The 17635-nt window shown below is 61.0% G+C and carries 11 protein-coding genes; 8 read left to right on the top strand and 3 right to left on the bottom strand.

Going from position 1 to position 17635, the window contains the following annotated elements:
- The first annotated feature begins 33 nt into the window (after window positions 1-33).
- Complete coding sequence (gene ttgT / locus R6G97_RS05635; RefSeq protein WP_012052586.1) at window positions 34-816, top strand: efflux transport transcriptional regulator TtgT; 783 nt, start codon at window positions 34-36, stop codon at window positions 814-816.
- Between the two features lie 1107 nt (window positions 817-1923).
- On the opposite strand, the gene R6G97_RS05640 is transcribed toward ttgT, so the two are convergent.
- Both R6G97_RS05640 and R6G97_RS05645 read right to left on the bottom strand, forming a co-directional pair.
- The gene (locus R6G97_RS05640) at window positions 1924-3195 is read right to left on the bottom strand and encodes a tyrosine-type recombinase/integrase (protein WP_014861300.1); all 1272 of its coding nucleotides are present in this window, start codon (window positions 3193-3195) and stop codon (window positions 1924-1926) included.
- A gap of 153 nt (window positions 3196-3348) precedes the next feature.
- Complete coding sequence (locus R6G97_RS05645) at window positions 3349-4263, bottom strand: LysR family transcriptional regulator (RefSeq protein ID WP_043211831.1); 915 nt, start codon at window positions 4261-4263, stop codon at window positions 3349-3351.
- Window positions 4264-4471: 208 nt separating this feature from the next.
- On the opposite strand from R6G97_RS05645, the gene R6G97_RS05650 reads away from it, so the two are divergent.
- The 7 genes from R6G97_RS05650 (at window position 4472) to pgm (ending at window position 15280) form a co-directional block, all read left to right on the top strand.
- Entirely contained in the window at window positions 4472-5488 is a 1017-nt protein-coding gene (locus R6G97_RS05650; RefSeq protein WP_070574527.1) for a zinc-dependent alcohol dehydrogenase family protein, read from the top strand.
- 456 nt (window positions 5489-5944) lie between these two features.
- Window positions 5945-7342: a hypothetical protein gene (locus R6G97_RS05655; RefSeq protein ID WP_317847875.1), complete on the top strand. Its 1398-nt coding sequence runs from the start codon at window positions 5945-5947 to the stop codon at window positions 7340-7342.
- Entirely contained in the window at window positions 7342-8688 is a 1347-nt protein-coding gene (locus tag R6G97_RS05660; RefSeq protein WP_317847876.1) for an aminotransferase class I/II-fold pyridoxal phosphate-dependent enzyme, read from the top strand. Before R6G97_RS05655 ends, R6G97_RS05660 begins: the two co-directional genes overlap by 1 nt.
- Before the next feature lie 225 nt (window positions 8689-8913).
- Complete coding sequence (locus tag R6G97_RS05665; RefSeq protein WP_317847877.1) at window positions 8914-9480, top strand: GNAT family N-acetyltransferase; 567 nt, start codon at window positions 8914-8916, stop codon at window positions 9478-9480.
- 164 nt (window positions 9481-9644) lie between these two features.
- Window positions 9645-11297 (top strand): VRR-NUC domain-containing protein, encoded by a 1653-nt coding sequence (locus R6G97_RS05670; RefSeq protein ID WP_317847878.1) that lies wholly within the window; start codon window positions 9645-9647, stop codon window positions 11295-11297.
- Window positions 11294-13555 carry an ATP-dependent DNA helicase gene (locus R6G97_RS05675; RefSeq protein WP_317847879.1) on the top strand — a complete coding sequence of 754 codons (2262 nt, stop codon included), beginning with the start codon at window positions 11294-11296 and terminating at the stop codon, window positions 13553-13555. The genes R6G97_RS05670 and R6G97_RS05675 overlap by 4 nt, the downstream gene beginning before the upstream one ends.
- Before the next feature lie 87 nt (window positions 13556-13642).
- Window positions 13643-15280: a phosphoglucomutase (alpha-D-glucose-1,6-bisphosphate-dependent) gene (gene pgm / locus R6G97_RS05680; RefSeq protein ID WP_043211843.1), complete on the top strand. Its 1638-nt coding sequence runs from the start codon at window positions 13643-13645 to the stop codon at window positions 15278-15280.
- An 80-nt stretch (window positions 15281-15360) separates the two neighbouring features.
- On the opposite strand, the gene R6G97_RS05685 is transcribed toward pgm, so the two are convergent.
- Window positions 15361-17517, bottom strand: a complete 2157-nt coding sequence (locus R6G97_RS05685) for an LTA synthase family protein (RefSeq protein ID WP_090342987.1) — start codon at window positions 17515-17517, stop codon at window positions 15361-15363.
- Window positions 17518-17635: the final 118 nt, after the last annotated feature.

Here is a 17635-nt window from a genome sequence, read left to right on the forward strand (position 1 = left end):
CAGGCACGGTGGCCTGGATCAGAAGGAAACGGTATGAGCGATTCGGAAGAAAGCAGCGCCAGGCATGGCGGTATACAGGTCATCGCGCGGGCTGCATCGATCATGCGGGCTTTGGGAAGTCATCCGCAGGGCTTGAGTCTTGCGGCCATCGCTCAGGTCGTCGATCTGCCGCGCTCGACGGTACAACGCATTATCAATGCGTTGGGCGCGGAGCACCTTGTGGAGGCTCTGGGGCCCAGTGGAGGGTTTCGTCTTGGGCCGGCATTCGGGCGGCTCATCACTCAGGCGCAGACGGACATCATCTCCCTGGTCAGGCCTCACCTGATTGCGCTTTCGGAGCAGGTGTATGAGTCGACTTGCCTGTTGTCTCTGTCTGGCGAAAAAATTTATGTGCTGGATCGTGTTGTTGCTGAACGAGAACTACGCGTCGTCTTTCCCATTGGTATTCATGTCCCGGCGACCGCCGTTTCCGGCGGCAAGGTATTACTGGCCGAATTGTCGGAAGAAGCGCAACAAGCTTTGTTGCCCGATCCTCTACCTGTGTGTACGCCCAGAAGCGTGGCGCGGGAGGCCTTGCTTGAACAATTGAAGACGATCAAGTCCGGTGGTGTGGCGGACGACCATGACGAATACATCGAAGGGCTGTGCTCCTACTCCGTGCTATTGGACACATATCTTGGGCATTACTCGGTATCCATTGTGGCCCCCAATTCACGAGCAACCACTAGGGTGGCGGAATTCCAGCAGGCGCTTCAGGCATGCAAGCAGAATATTGAGGTGACGATTGGTCGAGCGCCTCGGGAGTTTGCGGGTTGATTAGAGGACTTTTGCTCGGCGCAGGCCTACCTATCCCGTGAGAGTTCTCCTTATCGCGCAGACGTTCTGGTCGCGGTGGCAGGACGCTCAGGGGGTCGGGAATGCAATGCGACAAGGACAGCTCAATGACTATTGGGTCGATGGCCAAGTGTTCGTGGTAATAGTCCGGTATGTGGCGTGAAAGCCGTGAGCGGTGATGTTGTACTCCAGTCAAATCCGCTGGAGGGACTTGAATTTGGAAGCGGGGTGGATCGGTCGGCCGGTATGCCGACGACACGAACAGCCTGCCGCCGCCGCTATCATCGACGATGTGGCTCTTGCGCAATTTGCACAGCAGCACGAGGGCTTGCTGGCGCATGGCGGCGGGCACGCTGCCCAAGCGACAGTCGTCCAGGTTCCAGAAGCCGACCGAAGTCGGCGGTGCGTTCAATCGTTGGGTTGCTGGTCATCACGTGGCGGACTTTCTGGCCGCTCGGGCGCGCAAGCGCTCGATCCCGATGGGGATCGGTAAGCGTTCCGCAAGGTATCTACCTGGTCCCTGTATTAAGGGCGATGGTGCCCACCTATTCGATGCCACTTGGCGAGGACGGCGAGGCGATGGCTGACCAGGTTTGCCTTTGTAGCCAGCGGCGACCAGGGCGGTATCAACCTCAATTGGCAGTGAATGGCTCACCCGCCAGCGCCGTTGGGGCGGGCCTAATGCTCGACAATGAACTGCACGGCAACTCTTGGCGTTAGAACGCCTTTACTGAGCGCAGGACCATAGCGCAGTTGCAGCCAGGCAGATAAATAGGCGGTCTGCGATGGCAGGTGTGTTTTGCGCAAGAAAACTGAGCGCAAACGGCGCTTCGCGAGGTGTATAAATGAAACTGTATTATTTATTACGTTTAGCGTATTATAAGTTCGAGTTTAATCTTGTGAGGTCGGATAAGATTTAACTATCAGGTTCTAGCAATTGTGGGGGGTTAAGGGTTTTTTGGGCTTATTGGTCGTTAATTAGATTGCTTGTAATAAGAGTTCTGGAGGTTGTAGTTACAAACCCTGGTGTGTTCATACAGCACAGATTCTATTTCCTAGATTTACAAGTTAGCACTTCCTTTGTTTGATTCAGTCAGTCTGCATCGCCAGCGCTGCATTCTTACGTAACCGATCCAAATAATCCGTCCATTGCTGCGCGGCCTCCCGACGCTGCGGCAGCAGCTGTGCGCGCGCATATACCGCGCCCAACGTTCCTGGCATGCGATGGGAAAGTGACAACTCGAGCACGATCGGATCGATCCCTAAATGCTCGTGGGCTATGGTGCGGTAGGTGGCGCGAAAGCCGTGGGCAGTAATGGCGTACTCCGGCCAGATCCGCTGGTAGGACTTGGCCAAAGAGGTGGCGTCGATTGGGCGGCCAGGATAGATCGGCGAGACGAACACCCAGCCGTTGCCGGCCTCATCCACCACCCGGCATTTGTACAGTTCACGTAGCAGCACGAGTGCCTGCTCTGGCAGCGGTACGATGTGTTTGCTCTTGTCCAGATACCGAGTTTTACTGACAACGTAACGCCAGTCGGCGCTGATCAGATCAACATCCTCCCAGCGCATTTTCACCAGTTCGCCCGGGCGCACCGGCAGCATCACCAGCAGGCGCATTGCGGTGGTCACGCTGCTCGCGTCGAGTTCATCCAGACGCAACAGGAACTGACCCAAGTCGGCCGGTCGTTCGATCGCGGGATTGCTGGTGACCACGTGGCGGATTTTGAGTTCCTCGATGTTGCTCAGCGCCACGTTGCGTTCTACCCAGCCGCGGCCTTCAGCGAAGCCGAGCACGGCGCGAATGATGGTGCGCACGCGTTTGGCCATGGCCATCGTGCGGGCACGGCGCAGCGTACTGATGATCGAGGTGAGGTGTTCAAGTCTGATTTCTGTGACAGGTTTTTCGCCGATGGCCGGCAAGATGTGATTGCGCAGCGCACCGCGAAACCCTGCAATGGACTTGTTGACCAAATCCGGAGATTTGAAATTCATCCACTCTTCAGCCACGTAAGCGAATGTACGTTCCTCGTTGAGCCATTGCGCCTCGATCTTGGCCTTTTTTGCTTTGAGTGGATCGATGTGATTGGCCACGCTATTGCGCGCTGCCCGGGCGAGTTCACGGGCTTCTTTCAAGCCCACATCCGGATACCTGCCGATCACGAACACGTTTTCCTTGCCGCGAAGACGGTATTTCAGTCGCCAGTACCGTGAGGCTGATTTGCCAGGTTTAAGTGAGGCACGCACCTGTAGATACAGACCCGGTACGTCGCCATCGGCGTACTTGCCTGATGTGGTTAGCGAACGTATGAAGGCATCGCTGAGCTTTTGGCGGAAGGGTGGCGGTTTTTCGGCGGGCATGGTGTGGGGGTATCTTTTTTAATCTGGGCTTGATGTACCCCAAAGATACCCCCAGTCAAGCTGGAATTGAGTGGATTCTGACGGGCGGTTATGGACGAAAAATCTTGCTAACTCTATGTATTTAAAGGTTTTGTGGTGCTCAGTGGAACTCAGTCAAAGACTATCGGGATCCCCGAAGAACATCTGAATCCGCGACCTCAACCACCGCTCGGCCGGGTCGTTGTCCTGTGCGCCGCGCCAGGCCATGTGCAGCTCGAAGGTGCGCACGTCCAGGGGGAGGTCTTCGGCGCGCAGGCCGCCGGCGGCGGTCAGTGCGTCGGCGGTGTAGTCGGGCACCGTGGCGACGATGTCGGTGCCCGCCAACAGGCTACCCAGGCCGTTGAACTGCGGCACGGCCAGGACCACATGGCGCTTGCGGCCGATCTGTTCGAGGGCTTCGTCGATGAAGCCGGACAGATCGCCTGCGAACGACACCAGGGCATGGGGCCGTGCACAGAAGTCATCGAGGCTCAGGCTGCCGGGCATGCTATCGGCGCGCAGCAACTTGGGCTGGCTGCGGCGCAGGATCTTACGCTTTGCGTTGGCTGGCAGTTCATTGGTGTAGCTCACGCCTACCGAGATCTCGCCAGAGGCGAGCAATGTGGGCATCAGCAGGTAGTTGACCCGACGCACCACCAGCACGATGCCCGGCGCTTCGGCGCGAATCCGTTTGAGCAACAGCGGCAGCAAGGCGAATTCGGCATCGTCGGAGAGGCCGATGCGAAACACCGAGGTGCTGGTGGCTGGGTCGAAGTCGGCGGCGCGGCTGACGGCCGTGGAGATCGAGTCCAGCGCCGGCGAGAGCAGGGCGAAGATCTCATGAGCCCTGGCCGAGGGCTCCATGCTGCGGCCGGTACGCACGAACAGCGGGTCATCGAAGAGGGTACGCAGGCGCGACAGGGCGGCACTGATCGCCGGCTGGCCGAGGAACAGCTTCTCGGCGGCACGGGTCACACTGCGTTCGTGCATGAGTGTCTCGAACACGATCAGCAGGTTCAGGTCTACGCGGCGCAGGTCGTTACGGTTCATCGAAGAGTGCTCGGCCTAGAGTAGGTCAGGGATGAATCTTAAGGCCAAAGGCTGGTACCCTGCACCGATTTCCGGGGACCAATGCACGGATTTGCCAGGAGCCCAATCGATGACAGGCATGTCAACTATTAATAGCCACTGATGGTCTTACGGTAAAAGCCCGGATAAAGTCCGTGGTAATACGAGATTCACGAAGGCGAGGTATGTGATGTCCCGCATGATTCGTTTCCACAAGTTCGGCGCCGCCGACGTTCTGCGCTGCGAAGAGCAGACCGAGCCGTCCCCCGCGACGGGCGAGGTGCAGATCCGCGTCCAGGCGATTGGCGTCAGCTGGTACGACGTGCTCTGGCGGCAGAACCTGGCACCCTCCCAGGCACGCCTGCCGGCGGGCATCGGTCATGAAATGGCCGGGGTAGTGACGGCGGTCGGCGAGGGCGTCGAGGATATCGCCGTGGGCGATCGGGTAGCCAGCTTTCCGGCCACCAGCGCCAACGAACACCCGGTCTATGGCGATGTCATCGTCCTGCCGCGTACCGCCATCACCCGTTATCCCGACATCCTGACGCCGATCGAAGCCAGCGTGCATTACACACCGCTGCTGATTGCCTACTTCGCCTACGTCGACCTGGCCCGTGCGAAAGCCGGCCAGACTGCATTGGTCACTGACGCCAGCCATTGCGCGGGGCCTGCCTTCGTGCAACTGGGCAAGGCATTGGGTCTGAAGGTGTTTGCCGCCACCAAGGACCCCGAGCAGCGCGACTACCTGCTGAGCCTTGGCGCCGAGAAAGTGATCGTCACCGAAGAGCAGGACCTGCTCATGCAGGTGGCCAAATACACCGATGGCCGTGGCGTCGACATGGTCCTGGACGGCATGGGCGGGCCGCAGATGTCGCTGCTTGGAGATGTCCTGGCACCGCGTGGCAGCCTGGTGCTGTACGGCCTGCAGGGCGGAAACCAGACGCCATTCCCGGCCTGTGCGGCGTTTCAGAAGAACATTCAGTTCTACGTGCACTGCATCGGCAATTTCACCGGTAAGCCGGAGCTGGGCATTGCGCAGGACCAAGTTGCCTTGCAACGTGCCCTGCGTGACATCAATCAGTTCACCGCCGATCAGTTGCTGACACCCCAGATCAGCAAGGTCTATCCATTCACCGATGTGGTCGAGGCACATCGCGAGATGGATGAATGCCCCTGTGGGGGGCGGATCGTCTTGACGATGGGTTAATGCCAAGCTTGTCATCGTGCAAAAAAAGCCCGGGCCTTTGGTCCGGGCTTTTTCTTTGGGTCGAGCTAAAGATAATTCCTACGCATCATTGAATATTGTCTTACAGGTAGAAGTTGACAATTAATAAATGAGGTGTGGGGCTGCAGTCATGCAATTACGTCTTAACTTTTAACGATTAAAGCGGACGTGGGTGAATGGTTTTTTTACCCAGATCTGTATCTTTTATTCGTAATGCAACCTTCGATAATGACCCTGTACGGATGATTCATAGGAGCGATGGATGGGCTTGGGAAGGCTTTGGCGCGCGTGCGCCAGTGTGCGGGGTGAATTGGCTTGGGTGGTGTGCTTCGGTATTTCCCAAGACTTTGTAGGAAAGGTCAGCAAAGTTGGGCTGGCCCAACTGTTTATTTCGCACTTTACGTTTAAACACCGTGATGAAGAACAGGGAGTGTTCCGATGAGCAGTCTTCATGACCAGGCCATGCAGTCCATCTATCAACAAGTATTGGACCGTGTATGTAATCAGATGCCCCGCGGGCAACACGCCTCGCTGCAATTGTTGATCCAGCGGTTGACGGTCGCCGCAGGCGGGGAGCCGTACATCGGTGAGTTCCAGCTGGTGGTGGTGCTGGGGGGGGACCGTCGCAGTGCGCATCTGCTGGCGAATTTACGCGCTGCACAGTTAAGTCTGGCCTTGCGTGGCGGCCGGACCTTCCGTTTGAGGGTGATCGTGAGCTGTCTGCCCGCGCCCGACCCACATATGCAACTGAGTCATGAGCGCCTGTTCAACGCGCTGTTCATGCAGGATGACCCCAGGGTACAGCTGCTCATGCTGGAAGATGACAAGGTGGTGCCGTTCAGCACCTGCGTGGCACAAGCTGTGCGGCCTTGGGTGGCTTCGCGGCAGGCCTTGCTGATGTTCGGGCACCTCACCGAGGCGACGCCCAAGGCCCTGCTGGGCTGCCGCTTGCATCTGCAACTGGCTGGCGCCTTGCAAGGGACGCTCGATCACAGCGGCGCTGCCACCGCCTTGATCACGGCCTTGCCTGATCGTGAGCGCAGACGTGTCATGGCCTGGGGGCGGCGGATCTTGCGACTGACTGGGGAGCTCGAGGGGCTTGGCGACGTGGCTCGGTGTGCTGCGGCCTTGGCTGAGGGGTTGAGTCGCCTGCATATGCGGGTCGGGGCACCATTGGGACGGTGTCTGGACATGCCCACGGCAATGCGCCCTGAGTTGCCGCTCAAGATGTTGACGGTGGACGACTTGCTTTGCCCCTCGAGCGAAGCGCATCACCTGGACGCGATGCTGGGCCCGCCAAAAGAGCATGGCCTAGCCAATACGCCACTTGGCGCCTGGACAGCGTCCGGCATCGTGGAAAACCTGACGGGGGCGCATGCACATCTGCGGGCGCGACAGCCCCGGGAGTGGGAGGGGCAGCTCTCTATTAAGGATGCACGCGCCAGCTGGTGGCTGCGGGTACAGCAGCAGGGAAGGGTGTCGTTCCTGCAGGGGCTGGGGCTCAATGAGGAGCAACTCATGTGCCTGCTGTTCACCCCTTTCAGCGGGCGAGGTAAAAAACTGGCGGACTTCGTGCACGCTTGCCATCCACGCATGGGAGTGGCCTTGCCTTATCTGCACAAGGCACTGCAAGGCAAACCTTGCCCTGAAACCATCAAGCACTGGCTGGTGGACGTCAGTGGGTTGAGCCTGGTGCAGTTGCAGGCGATCTACGCGGCTCGCCTCGAGCCATCCGCTTGGCGTCTGCTGGTGAGTTTGACGCGGCGGGATGCAGCGCTGCGGTGGTTGCCACCCCTGGACTCTACGCCTGTGATCGTCCGCCAGGCGGCATTCTGATGGGGCGTTCGGCGCGTGGGGAATTCGCCTACCAGGGCGTATATCGCTATCTGGATGCCCTGATTGCCCAAGCCGATTATGCAGAACGGGGGCGTCTACCCTCCTTGCGAGACCTGGCCCGGCGCCTTCGGGTTTCGCTGGCGACCGTACAGTGCGCGTACAGCCTGTTGGAGCGTCAAGGCCGGGTTCGTTCGGTGCCCAAATCAGGGTACTTCGTGAATTTCGCCGAACCGCAGATCGCTTCGACAGGGGCGCATGCGCCCTTGGTCCCTCCGGTATCCGTCCTGGCCATGCCATCGCCTCATACACTGGAACGCACGTTGCTCGCCCATGAACGACGCCTCTCGCGCCAGGGCGGGCAGGCGACGTGGCGCTTGGGCAGCGGCGCGTTGTTGCGTAGCGTTTTGGCCGCACGCTACACCCGCGCTTCTGGCCATTGCTGGAATGCTCGGCACGTGCACTTGGCCACGGATGTACAGGCCTTGCTTGAAACGCTGTTGCTTGCCCTGCGTCTTCAAGGGGCAACGGCTGTGGTGGCAACCCCTTGCTGCTGGCGCCTGTTGCATGGCTTGCAGCAGGCTGGCATGCGAGTACTGGAAGCACCGTTGGCTGCTCATGGGGGGATGGACATGGGCGCGTTCACACGCTTGCTCGAACATGAGCCGGTACAGCTTGTGGTGATGCCTTCCTGCCTGTCCATGCCACTGGGCCGCCTGACGCCTGCGCAGGATCAGCAGCAACTGGCCCGTGTGCTCGCCGAGCATCCCGCTTTGCTGCTGGAGAATGACATGGACAGCGACCACTGTTTCGCAGGCCCTCCGGCGTCGCGGCTACGCGATGACATCGACGCGAGTCGCCTGCTGATACTCGGTTCGCTGGAGGCCACGTTGGGCGCTGAAGCGCCTTACACCTACCTGCTGTGTCGCCAACCCTGCGTCGACGAAGCCATCACCAGACGAGGCTTTCTGTTACCCCCACTGCGTCAGCAAGCGGTAGCACATACGTTCACAAAAGGGGAGGTCGACGATAGCTTGCCTGCCTTGCGCTTCGATCTGCAGACTCGAATGGACTACCTCTGCAGTCGAATCGAACTGCGTCTGGGCACGCACCTGGCGTTTGCCAAGCCTGATGGCGGGCGGGGGATCTGGGCACGCCTGAACCAACCGATCGATATGGACGCCATTCTGGCGGCAGTGGCGGGTAGCCCGTTGTCTGTCATTCCTGGGGAGTTGTTCGGGCTCAAAGGCAGTTTCCCGCAGCACGTGCTGTTGGTCTGGTGCGCCGAGTCATGGGAGGGGCTGGACCAAGTGTTGCGCCGGCTGGGAAGGGTACTTGTCGGTCGTTGAGCGAGTGCGTCCGCTGATCGGTTCCGCCAGGGATCATTGTGTTTTCAATATTAAAGTGGCCAAAGTGAGTTAAGTCTTCATTGTTGCCTGAGTACGACATTTAAATAGCCTTGTACGACGCACTTTCAAGTTGGTTAATAACATTGGTGTGTCTTTTTATAGGCGGTGTTGAAACACGTTTTCCTACACGCTATAAGGGGCGACACTTTGTCTGGAGTCGTCTACATGGCCGTCGTATTTCGTCCGGGTCGCAGCTCGGATGCGCGTGACATTGCTCGGTTGTTTCAAATAACTTCCGAAGGGGTAGCCGATTATATTTGGAGCCAGTTGGCAGAACCGGGCCAGGATTTGCTGGATGTCGGCACTGCCCGTTATGCCCGTGATAACGTGGATTTCTCCTATCAAAATTGCCTAATTGCAGAAGCCGACGGGCAGGTCATCGGCATGATGCATAGCTACGCGATGCATCACGATCCAGACCCAGCCCCGATGACTGACCCTGTATTGGCACCTTATGCCGATATGGAAGTTCCCGGCACGCTCTATATTTCGAGCTTGGCTCTTCACGATGGCTGGCGTAATCAGGGCTTGGGTGTACAGTTCCTTGAGCAGGCTCAGCAACGCGCTGATCAACTGGGGCTCAAGGGCCTGAGCTTGATCGACTATGCTGCGAACACCGGTGCCCGGCGCTTTTACGAACGGCACGGTTTCAAGATCGTCAAAACCTGCACGATCGTGCCCCACCCGATGGTTCGAGTGAGCGGGGAAGCCTATCTAATGCACAGGCCTTGACGGCACTTGAACGGGCATTGCAGGCCCCGTTTCAACGCAGTAGGGGCGGGTGCGGATACATTTTTTAAGACCCTGAGCTCACCAGCGAGGCGACCTGTAGCACTTGCCAGTGCTTGGGGTCTGTATGTATAACCAGTGCCTGTTCCCATACCTGAACGCGCACCGTGATTGCCCATTCCGTCGACGACCCTCTTTATTACCTGCATAACTTCCGGCAGGTCCTGGCCTGGGTCGAGCAGCGCTACGCCGATCTGCTCGATGAGGTCGAGCACTGCTTTCTACAGGCGTTCGAGCGGTTGCCCGAGCCTGCCCAGGCCTTGATGGTTCGAATGGTCATGCGCAAGGGCGAACTGTTTCGCAGTGACAGGCTCGACTACGCCGAAATCGGTGATTGCTCATCGGCATTGCAACCACTGCTGGCGTTGGGGTGGGTCAGCGACGACGCCGTCCTGACCCTGGAGCAATTGTTCGATGTGCTGCGCAAACAGGAGCTGGCCCAATGCTTTGCCGCACATCTGAGCAAGCCACGGGCCGCCAAAGGCGAACTGCTTGCGCAGTTGCAGCCGTTGGCGCTGGCGCCCCGCACGTTGACTGAGTGGTTTGCGCAATCTCCGATACGTATCTTCCATTGGCGCCTGCAGCCATTATGTGATCGCTTGCGCCTGTTGTTTTTCGGCAATCTTTATCAGGACTGGTCGGAGTTCGTGCTCGCCGATCTGGGTTTGCTGCGTTATGAGCAAGTGCCGCTGAGTGTCGATTCACGCGTCTTGCGCCAGCGCACGGAGATCGACCTGGCCATGGCGTTGCACCAGTGCGCCGACCGGCTGGAGCAAGGGGAGGACGCCGACTCGCTGCTGGCCACCCTGGGGGGACTGCACAGCGACAACCCGTGGTTGGTACGGCGACGCGGGCGATTGATGTACAGCATCGGTCAGCAGTGCGAGCGCCGGGGGGACTGGGACCAGGCCTTGGTGGTCTATGCTCGCAGTGATCATCCCGAAGCGCGTGTACGCCAGGTGCGGGTGCTGGAGCGCAGTGAGCAGTGGGACCGGGCGCAGGCACTGGCGCTGGAGTTGGCCGCCTCGCCTGTCAATGCGCAGGAACAACAAGCGTTGGCGCGCATGTTGCCACGCCTGGCGCGCAAGCTCGGTGGTCCGCCGCAAGCGCGCCGCCGCCCGGCGGACCTGGCGTTGATCGAGTTGCAGCTACCGATCGAACGTTCCGCCCTTGGTGTCGAAGAGGCGGTACGCCTGCACCTGGCTGAGGGCGCAAGCACCTGTCACTACGTCGAGAACACCCTGTTCAACAGCCTGTTCGGTCTTTTGTGCTGTGAGGCAATCTTCGCCCCGGTACCAGGCGCGTTCTTCCACCCTTTCCAGGCCGGCCCGCAGGATCTGCACGACAGTGACTTCCAGCAACGACGCGCGGCGTTGTTCCAGGCCTGCCTGAGTCGGCTCGACGATGGCAGCTACCGTCAGGCCATGCGCGACTGTTTCACCGCCAAGCATGGGCTGCAATCCCCGTTCGTATTCTGGCCGATGCTCACTCCTGAACTGCTCGAGCAAGCCCTGGCGTGCATACCGGCGGCTCATCTCAAACAGTGTTTCATCCGTCTTTTGCAGGACATCCGCAGCAATCGCGCGGGCATGCCTGACCTGATCCAGTTCTGGCCTGCCGAAGGCCGTTACCGCATGATCGAGGTCAAGGGGCCTGGAGACCGACTGCAGGACAACCAGTTGCGTTGGCTCGCTTTCTGCCGTGAGCACGACTTGCCGGTGGCGGTGTGCCATGTACGCTGGACCGAGACGCCGACATGACCTACACCGTGGCAGTCCGTGCGTTGTGCGAGTTCAGCGCTAAGGTAGGCGACTTGGACCTGCGCTTCACGCCATCGCCCACGGCCCAGGAAGGGATCGCCGGTCATCGTCGGGTTGTGGCGCGGCGCGGCGCAGACTACGAGGCGGAGGTAGCGCTGCAAGGCCAATACCAGAGCTTGTGCGTGCGTGGCCGAGCCGATGGATATGACCCGGTGCGCAATCGTCTGGAAGAGATCAAGACCCACCGCGGCGACCTTGCCCGTCAGCCGCACAACCATCGTCAGTTGCACTGGGCGCAGGCCAAGGTCTATGCCTGGCTGCTGTGCCAGGCCCGGGGGCTGGAGACGATCGACGTCGCGTTGGTCTACCTGGACGTGGACAGCGACCGCCAGACACTGATCAGCGAAGAGCACAGCGCTTCGGACCTGCAACGCTTTTTCGAGGTCCAGTGCCAGCGATTTCTGGTCTGGGCCGAAGTCCAGCAGCAGCGCCTGGTAGAACGTGACAGGGATCTCAAGGCTTTGGGGTTTCCCTACCCGCAATTTCGCCAAGGCCAGCGCCAGTTGGCCGAGACGCTGTACAAGGCGGTGAGCACTGGCCGCTGTCTGATGGCCCAGGCCAGCACGGGCATCGGCAAGACCCTAGGGACTTTGTTCCCATTGCTCAAGGCCATGGCACCCCAGCAACTGGACAAAGTGTTCTTCCTGACCGCCAAGACTCCAGGCCGGGCCCTGGCGCTGGACGCCTTGCGCCAGATCACCGATGCCACCCCGCAGCCGGCTTTGCGCACTCTGGAACTGATCGCGCGGGACAAAGCCTGCGAATACCCCGCAAACGCCTGTCACGGCGAGTCCTGTCCGTTGGCCCGAGGCTTCTACGACCGGCTGCATGCAGCGCGCGAGGAGGCGGCGCGCCGGCCGCTGCTCGACAAGGCGGTGCTCCGCGAGGTGGCGTTGGCGCACCAAGTTTGTCCTTATTACCTGGGGCAGGAAATGGCGCGTTGGGCCGATGTGCTGGTGGCCGACTACAACTATTATTTCGACGCCCACGCCTTGCTGCATGCCCTGACCCAAGCCAACCAGTGGCGTGTGGCGGTGCTGGTGGACGAGGCGCACAACCTGGTCGAGCGGGGGCGGGGGATGTACAGCGCAAGCTTGGACCAAGGCCAGTTGGCCAGCCTGCGCCAGAGCAAACCCCCAGGCGTGGGCAGTGCCCTCGAGCGTTTGAACCGGCAGTGGAACGCCCTGTACAAGGCGCAACAAGCCCCTTATCAGACGCTCGATCGGCTGCCTGAAGACTTTCTGCGCACGCTTGCGCAGTGCATCGGCCTGATCCAGGAACGTCTGGAGCAGGCGCCTGGCGAGGTCGACCCGGCGCTGTTGCAGTTCTTCTTCCAGGCCCTGCAGTTCACCCGGGTCGCTGAGCTGTTCGACGATCACTTCATATTCGACGTGACATTGCGCACGGGCCCGCGCAAGCGTCGCTTGTCGACCTTATGTCTGCGCAACGTGGTGCCGGCGCGGCTGCTGGGGCCGCGCATGCAGGCGGCTCGTAGCGTCACGCTGTTCTCTGCCACCTTAAGCCCACGGCATTACTACGCCGACCTGCTGGGTATGCCGACCGACACGGCCTGGCTGGAGGTGGCGGCACCGTTTCGCGCCGAACAACTGGCGGTGCGCATCGTCAGCGAGGTGTCCACCCGCTACCGGGAGCGCCAGGCGTCGCTGGAACCGATCGTCGAACTGATCGCCGAGCAGTACCGCGCCCGGCCGGGCAATTACCTGGCGTTCTTCAGCAGCTTCGAATATCTAGGGCAGGTGGCCACCTTGCTGGCCGAACGTTATCCGGCAATCCCTCGGTGGGAGCAGGCGCCAGGCATGGACGAAGGCGCGCGGGAGGCGTTTCTGAAGCGTTTCGTGCCCGATGGCAAAGGTGTCGGTTTTGCCGTGCTGGGCGGTGCCTTCGGCGAGGGAGTCGACCTGCCTGGCAGTCGTTTGATCGGTGCGTTCGTCGCCACCCTGGGGCTACCCCAGGTCAACCCGGTCAACGAGCAGTTCAAGCAGCGCCTGGGGCGCCAGTTCGGCGCGGGCTTCGACTACGCCTATCTCTACCCTGGCGTGCGCAAGGTGATCCAGGCTGCAGGCAGGGTCATTCGAGGCGATCAGGACCGTGGGGTGCTGCTGTTGATCGACGAACGCTTCGCCGAACCACGGGTGCAGCAGATGTTCCCGGCCTGGTGGCAGACCGGTGGCGAATAAACCGCGCAGGCCCCATCGCACGGCGTTGCAACTCCCAGTACACTGCGTGTTCCAACACCAACATCCTGTTGAACTCGAGGTTCTTGCATGACGCTCAGTCCTTTGGCAGGCAAGCCGGCTCCGGCCAGCGTGCTGGTCGATATCCCCCGCCTGCTCACCGCCTACTACACCGGACGTCCCGATGCCGCGGTGGCGGCTCAGCGTGTGGCCTTCGGCACCTCAGGGCACCGGGGTACGTCGCTGGAACTGAGCTTCAATGAAGATCACGTACTGGCCATCACACAGGCCATCTGCCTGTATCGCCAGGAAAAAGGCATCGATGGCCCGTTGTTCGTCGGCGCCGATACCCATGCGCTGTCGGCTCCGGCCGCAGCCAGCGCCCTGGAAGTACTCGCCGCCAACGGCGTGCAGGTGATGCTGTCCAAGGACGATGAGTACACACCGACTCCGGCCGTGTCCCATGCCATTCTCTGCCATAACCGTGGCCGCCAGCAGGGTCTTGCCGATGGCGTGGTCATCACGCCGTCGCACAACCCGCCGCAAAGCGGTGGTTTCAAGTACAACCCGCCCAATGGCGGCCCGGCCGACAGCGACGTGACCAAGTGGATCGAAGCCAAGGCCAACGAACTGTTGGCCGCAGGTCTTGCCGGCGTCAAGCGCATGGACCATGCCCAGGCCCTGCAGGCCGCCACCACTCAGCGTTACGACTATGTAGGCCGCTATGTGGCGGATCTTGAGAACGTCATCGACTTCGACGTCATCCGCGCTGCCAAGCTGCGCCTGGGTGTCGACCCGCTAGGCGGGGCAGGGGTGCGCTACTGGCAGGCGATCGCCGAGCACTACCGTCTGGATCTGGACGTGGTCAACACCGAGGTCGACCCAACGTTCCGTTTCATGACCGTCGACTGGGATGGCCAGATCCGCATGGACCCCTCTTCGCCCCATGCCATGCAAGGCCTGATCGGTCTGCGCGAGCGCTTCGACGTGGCCTTCGCCTGCGACCCGGACCATGACCGCCATGGCATCGTCACTCCCGATGGCTTGCTGCAACCGAACAATTACCTGGCCGTGGCCATCGATTACCTGTTCCGTCATCGCCCGCTGTGGCGCAGCGATGCGGCGGTGGGCAAGACTGTCGTCAGCAGCGGCCTGATCGACCGCGTGACCGCTCGTTTGGGCCGTGAGCTGTACGAAGTGCCGGTGGGCTTCAAGTTCTTTGCCCAGGGCCTGTTCGACGGTTCGCTCGGCTTTGGTGGTGAGGAGAGTGCCGGTGCTTCGTTCCTGCGCAAGGACGGCACGGTCTGGGCCACCGACAAGGATGGTCTGATTCCGGCGTTGCTGGCTGCGGAAATGACCGCCCGTACCGGCCGTAATCCAAGCCAGGCCTATGCCGACTTGACCGAGGCCTTGGGCAAGCCGTACGCGACGCGTGTGGAAGCCAAGGCCGATGCCCGGCAGAAGGCACTGTTGAGCAAGCTGGCGCCCGAGCAGGTGACCTCCACCGAGCTCGCCGGCGAGCCGATCGAACAGATCCTCAGCCATGCGCCAGGCAATGGCCAGGCCATTGGCGGTCTGAAGGTGATGACGGCCAACGGTTGGTTTGCAGCGCGGCCGTCCGGTACCGAAGACATCTACAAGATCTACGCTGAGAGCTTCATCGATGAAGCGCACCTTCAGCGCCTGGTGCAGGAAGCGCAGGTGTTGGTGGATTCGGCAATCGCCTGATGGACAGCGGGGCTGTCCAGCAGCCCCATCACGATCTGAGACTGCTCCCACCGACGGGGTGGGGGCTTCTTGGAGGTGATTCAACCGCCACCAGCAAAGCCGGTGACCACACTGAAGTCACTGACCTCGACCTTGCCCCCGCCATAACCCAACAGGTGGAACGAAAACGCCTTTCGCACCGACGGGTTGTCGAAACCGAATTCCAGCTCCAGCGGCTGATCGGCTGTAACGATGATTTCCTCGGGCAATCCCAACGGCACATCCTGCTCGAATTCCTTGGCCTTGAGTTGGATGTAGGCGTCGTGTTTCGGGTCGAGCGAGCGCACCTTCACGCGTACACGGGTATGGGTGCCCTGGGGCATTTCCAGGTACTGAGCACCGATGAGGTTGTCGGCCCAGTCATCGCGGATGCGCTTGTGCAAGGTGATGGCTGCCGGGCCACCAAACTGGTAGCGCAGATTGAGCGGGGTTTGCAGCAGCGATTGGTCCAGCGTGTTGGCCAGGGCAGTGAGCTGCTGGCCTGCGATCTCGTTGCCCCGGCCCAGGTACTGGGCATGGTCGGCAATGAAACCTTGGCTTGCGTAACGGCGGCAACGCTCCTGGAAGTCGCACTCGGTCAGGGTGCCGTGACCGTCGTGATAGCGGAGCATGCCGTTGGTGTAGGAGATCATTTCGCGCCCCGTGTCGTAATCGCGGAACAGCGAGCGTCCGCTCAAGGCGGCCGGGATGGGCAAGGCGAAGTAGTCGAGCAGGGACGTGGCGAGGTCCACATGGCCGTAGGTGCCTTGCTTGAGGCGCGGCAGTTGGGCCTGTTCCGGTGCCAACGTCAGATTGAACCCCCATGAAGAGGCCAGGCGTACGCCATCGATACCGTGGGACTCATCGGAGGTGATGACCACCAGGGTGTCCTTGAGCACGCCCTGGCGCTCGAGGTTGTCGAGGAAAGCGCCCAGGGCATCATCCAGGTAGGCCACTGCCGCCTGCTTGGCGGTGTCGTAGCGCTGCAGGTAGCGCTCCGGCGCTGAATAGGGCTGATGGGTGCCGACGGTCAGCAGGGTGAGCATCCAGGGCTGCTTTTGCTTGCGCAGCTTGGCGACGTACTTCTGGGCACCTTCGAAGAAGGCGCGATCGTCCTTGCCCCAAGGGAAATGCAGGTAGTTCTTGTTGGTGAACCACTCCTGGCCATGCACTGACCCGAAGCCGATGTGCGGCATGATCCGGTCCTTGGCCATGAAGCGCAGGCCAGCACCTTGCAGGTAATGGGTGCTGAAGCCGGCCTGGCGCAGCTGCGCCGGCAGGCATGCCTGGTTGCGCAGGTCCTGGGTCAGCAGCTCCATGCCTTTGGGCGTGCCGTTGGCGAGCTTGTCGTAATCGCCGCAGAGCAGGGCGTACAGGCCGCGGATCGTCTGGTGGGTATGCAGGACATAATCGGGCGTGTTCATGCCTCGCTCCGCCCAGCGGCTGAGGTTGGGCATGAGCTCTTCGTCAAAATGGCTGTGCAGGGCTTGACGGTTGGCCCGTACATAGGCGCCAGGGATGCCTTCCAGGGCAATCACCAGCACGTTGCGGGCCTTGCCCGGCGCGTCCAGCAGCTTGCGCCCGTTGAGGTCCGACTGGGTCAGGCCGGCGATGGGCAGCACGGGCACGGGTTGCTCGTTGCCCAAGGCGCTGGAGGTGGCGCGCTGCACGTTGCCCACTGCGGCGGTCAATAGCTGGTGGGGTAGGTTGTACTGGCGCCATTGGTCGGCGTCGGAGGGGATCAGATGCTGGCCGGCCCAATGCAGGCCCAGCAGCACGACGGGAATGGCCCAGGCCTTGCGCGGCAGGGGCGTGCCCCGCAGGCCACGGCTGCGCCAGGCGCTGATCAACCAGACCAGCAGCCCGGCGAGCAACAGCCAGGGCAGCCAGGCGTGGGCCAGGGCGCCGCCGGTTGAATTTTCCATGAACTGCGGATCGAACAGGTAGGTGAGGTCTGCGCTGTTGGGTAGTCGACCGACTGCGCTCACCAGCTCTGCCGAAGCCACCAACAAGGCGCCCCAGATCAGCAGTACGGGCAGCGCCAGCCACCAGGCGCGACGATGCAGGAATAGCACCAACAGGCTTGCGACCGCGATATCGGACAGGTAGCCGAAGGGGTTGGACCAGCCGAGCAAGGCCCTTGTACCCAGTGGGATCACCAGCACCAGGACTGCCAAGGCGAGCAGTCGGGCACGGGGATGACCGAGTATGTTCTTCACAAAGACTTCCTTCTTGTCATGAAACAGTCACTCAAGTGTGCTCCATGATAACAGGCGTTCGGCGCTGGACAGGGCTTGCGGACAGAGGGCAAGGCGTGGCGCGGCCTGCAGACTCATT

Origin of the sequence: Pseudomonas sp. HTZ2 (assembly GCF_033173945.1) — a bacterium.
Lineage (GTDB): Bacteria > Pseudomonadota > Gammaproteobacteria > Pseudomonadales > Pseudomonadaceae > Aquipseudomonas > Aquipseudomonas guariconensis.

Bases quoted from the DNA above. Each gene is read 5' to 3' on its own strand.
- R6G97_RS05660 (WP_317847876.1), top strand. From the start codon at position 7,342: ATGGGGCGTTCGGCGCGTGGGGAATTCGCCTACCAGGGCGTATATCGC.
- ttgT (WP_012052586.1), top strand. From the start codon at position 34: ATGAGCGATTCGGAAGAAAGCAGCGCCAGGCATGGCGGTATACAGGTC.
- R6G97_RS05655 (WP_317847875.1), top strand. From the start codon at position 5,945: ATGAGCAGTCTTCATGACCAGGCCATGCAGTCCATCTATCAACAAGTA.
- R6G97_RS05665 (WP_317847877.1), top strand. From the start codon at position 8,914: ATGGCCGTCGTATTTCGTCCGGGTCGCAGCTCGGATGCGCGTGACATT.
- R6G97_RS05650 (WP_070574527.1), top strand. From the start codon at position 4,472: ATGTCCCGCATGATTCGTTTCCACAAGTTCGGCGCCGCCGACGTTCTG.
- R6G97_RS05640 (WP_014861300.1), bottom strand. From the start codon at position 3,195: ATGCCCGCCGAAAAACCGCCACCCTTCCGCCAAAAGCTCAGCGATGCC.
- R6G97_RS05675 (WP_317847879.1), top strand. From the start codon at position 11,294: ATGACCTACACCGTGGCAGTCCGTGCGTTGTGCGAGTTCAGCGCTAAG.
- pgm (WP_043211843.1), top strand. From the start codon at position 13,643: ATGACGCTCAGTCCTTTGGCAGGCAAGCCGGCTCCGGCCAGCGTGCTG.
- R6G97_RS05645 (WP_043211831.1), bottom strand. From the start codon at position 4,263: ATGAACCGTAACGACCTGCGCCGCGTAGACCTGAACCTGCTGATCGTG.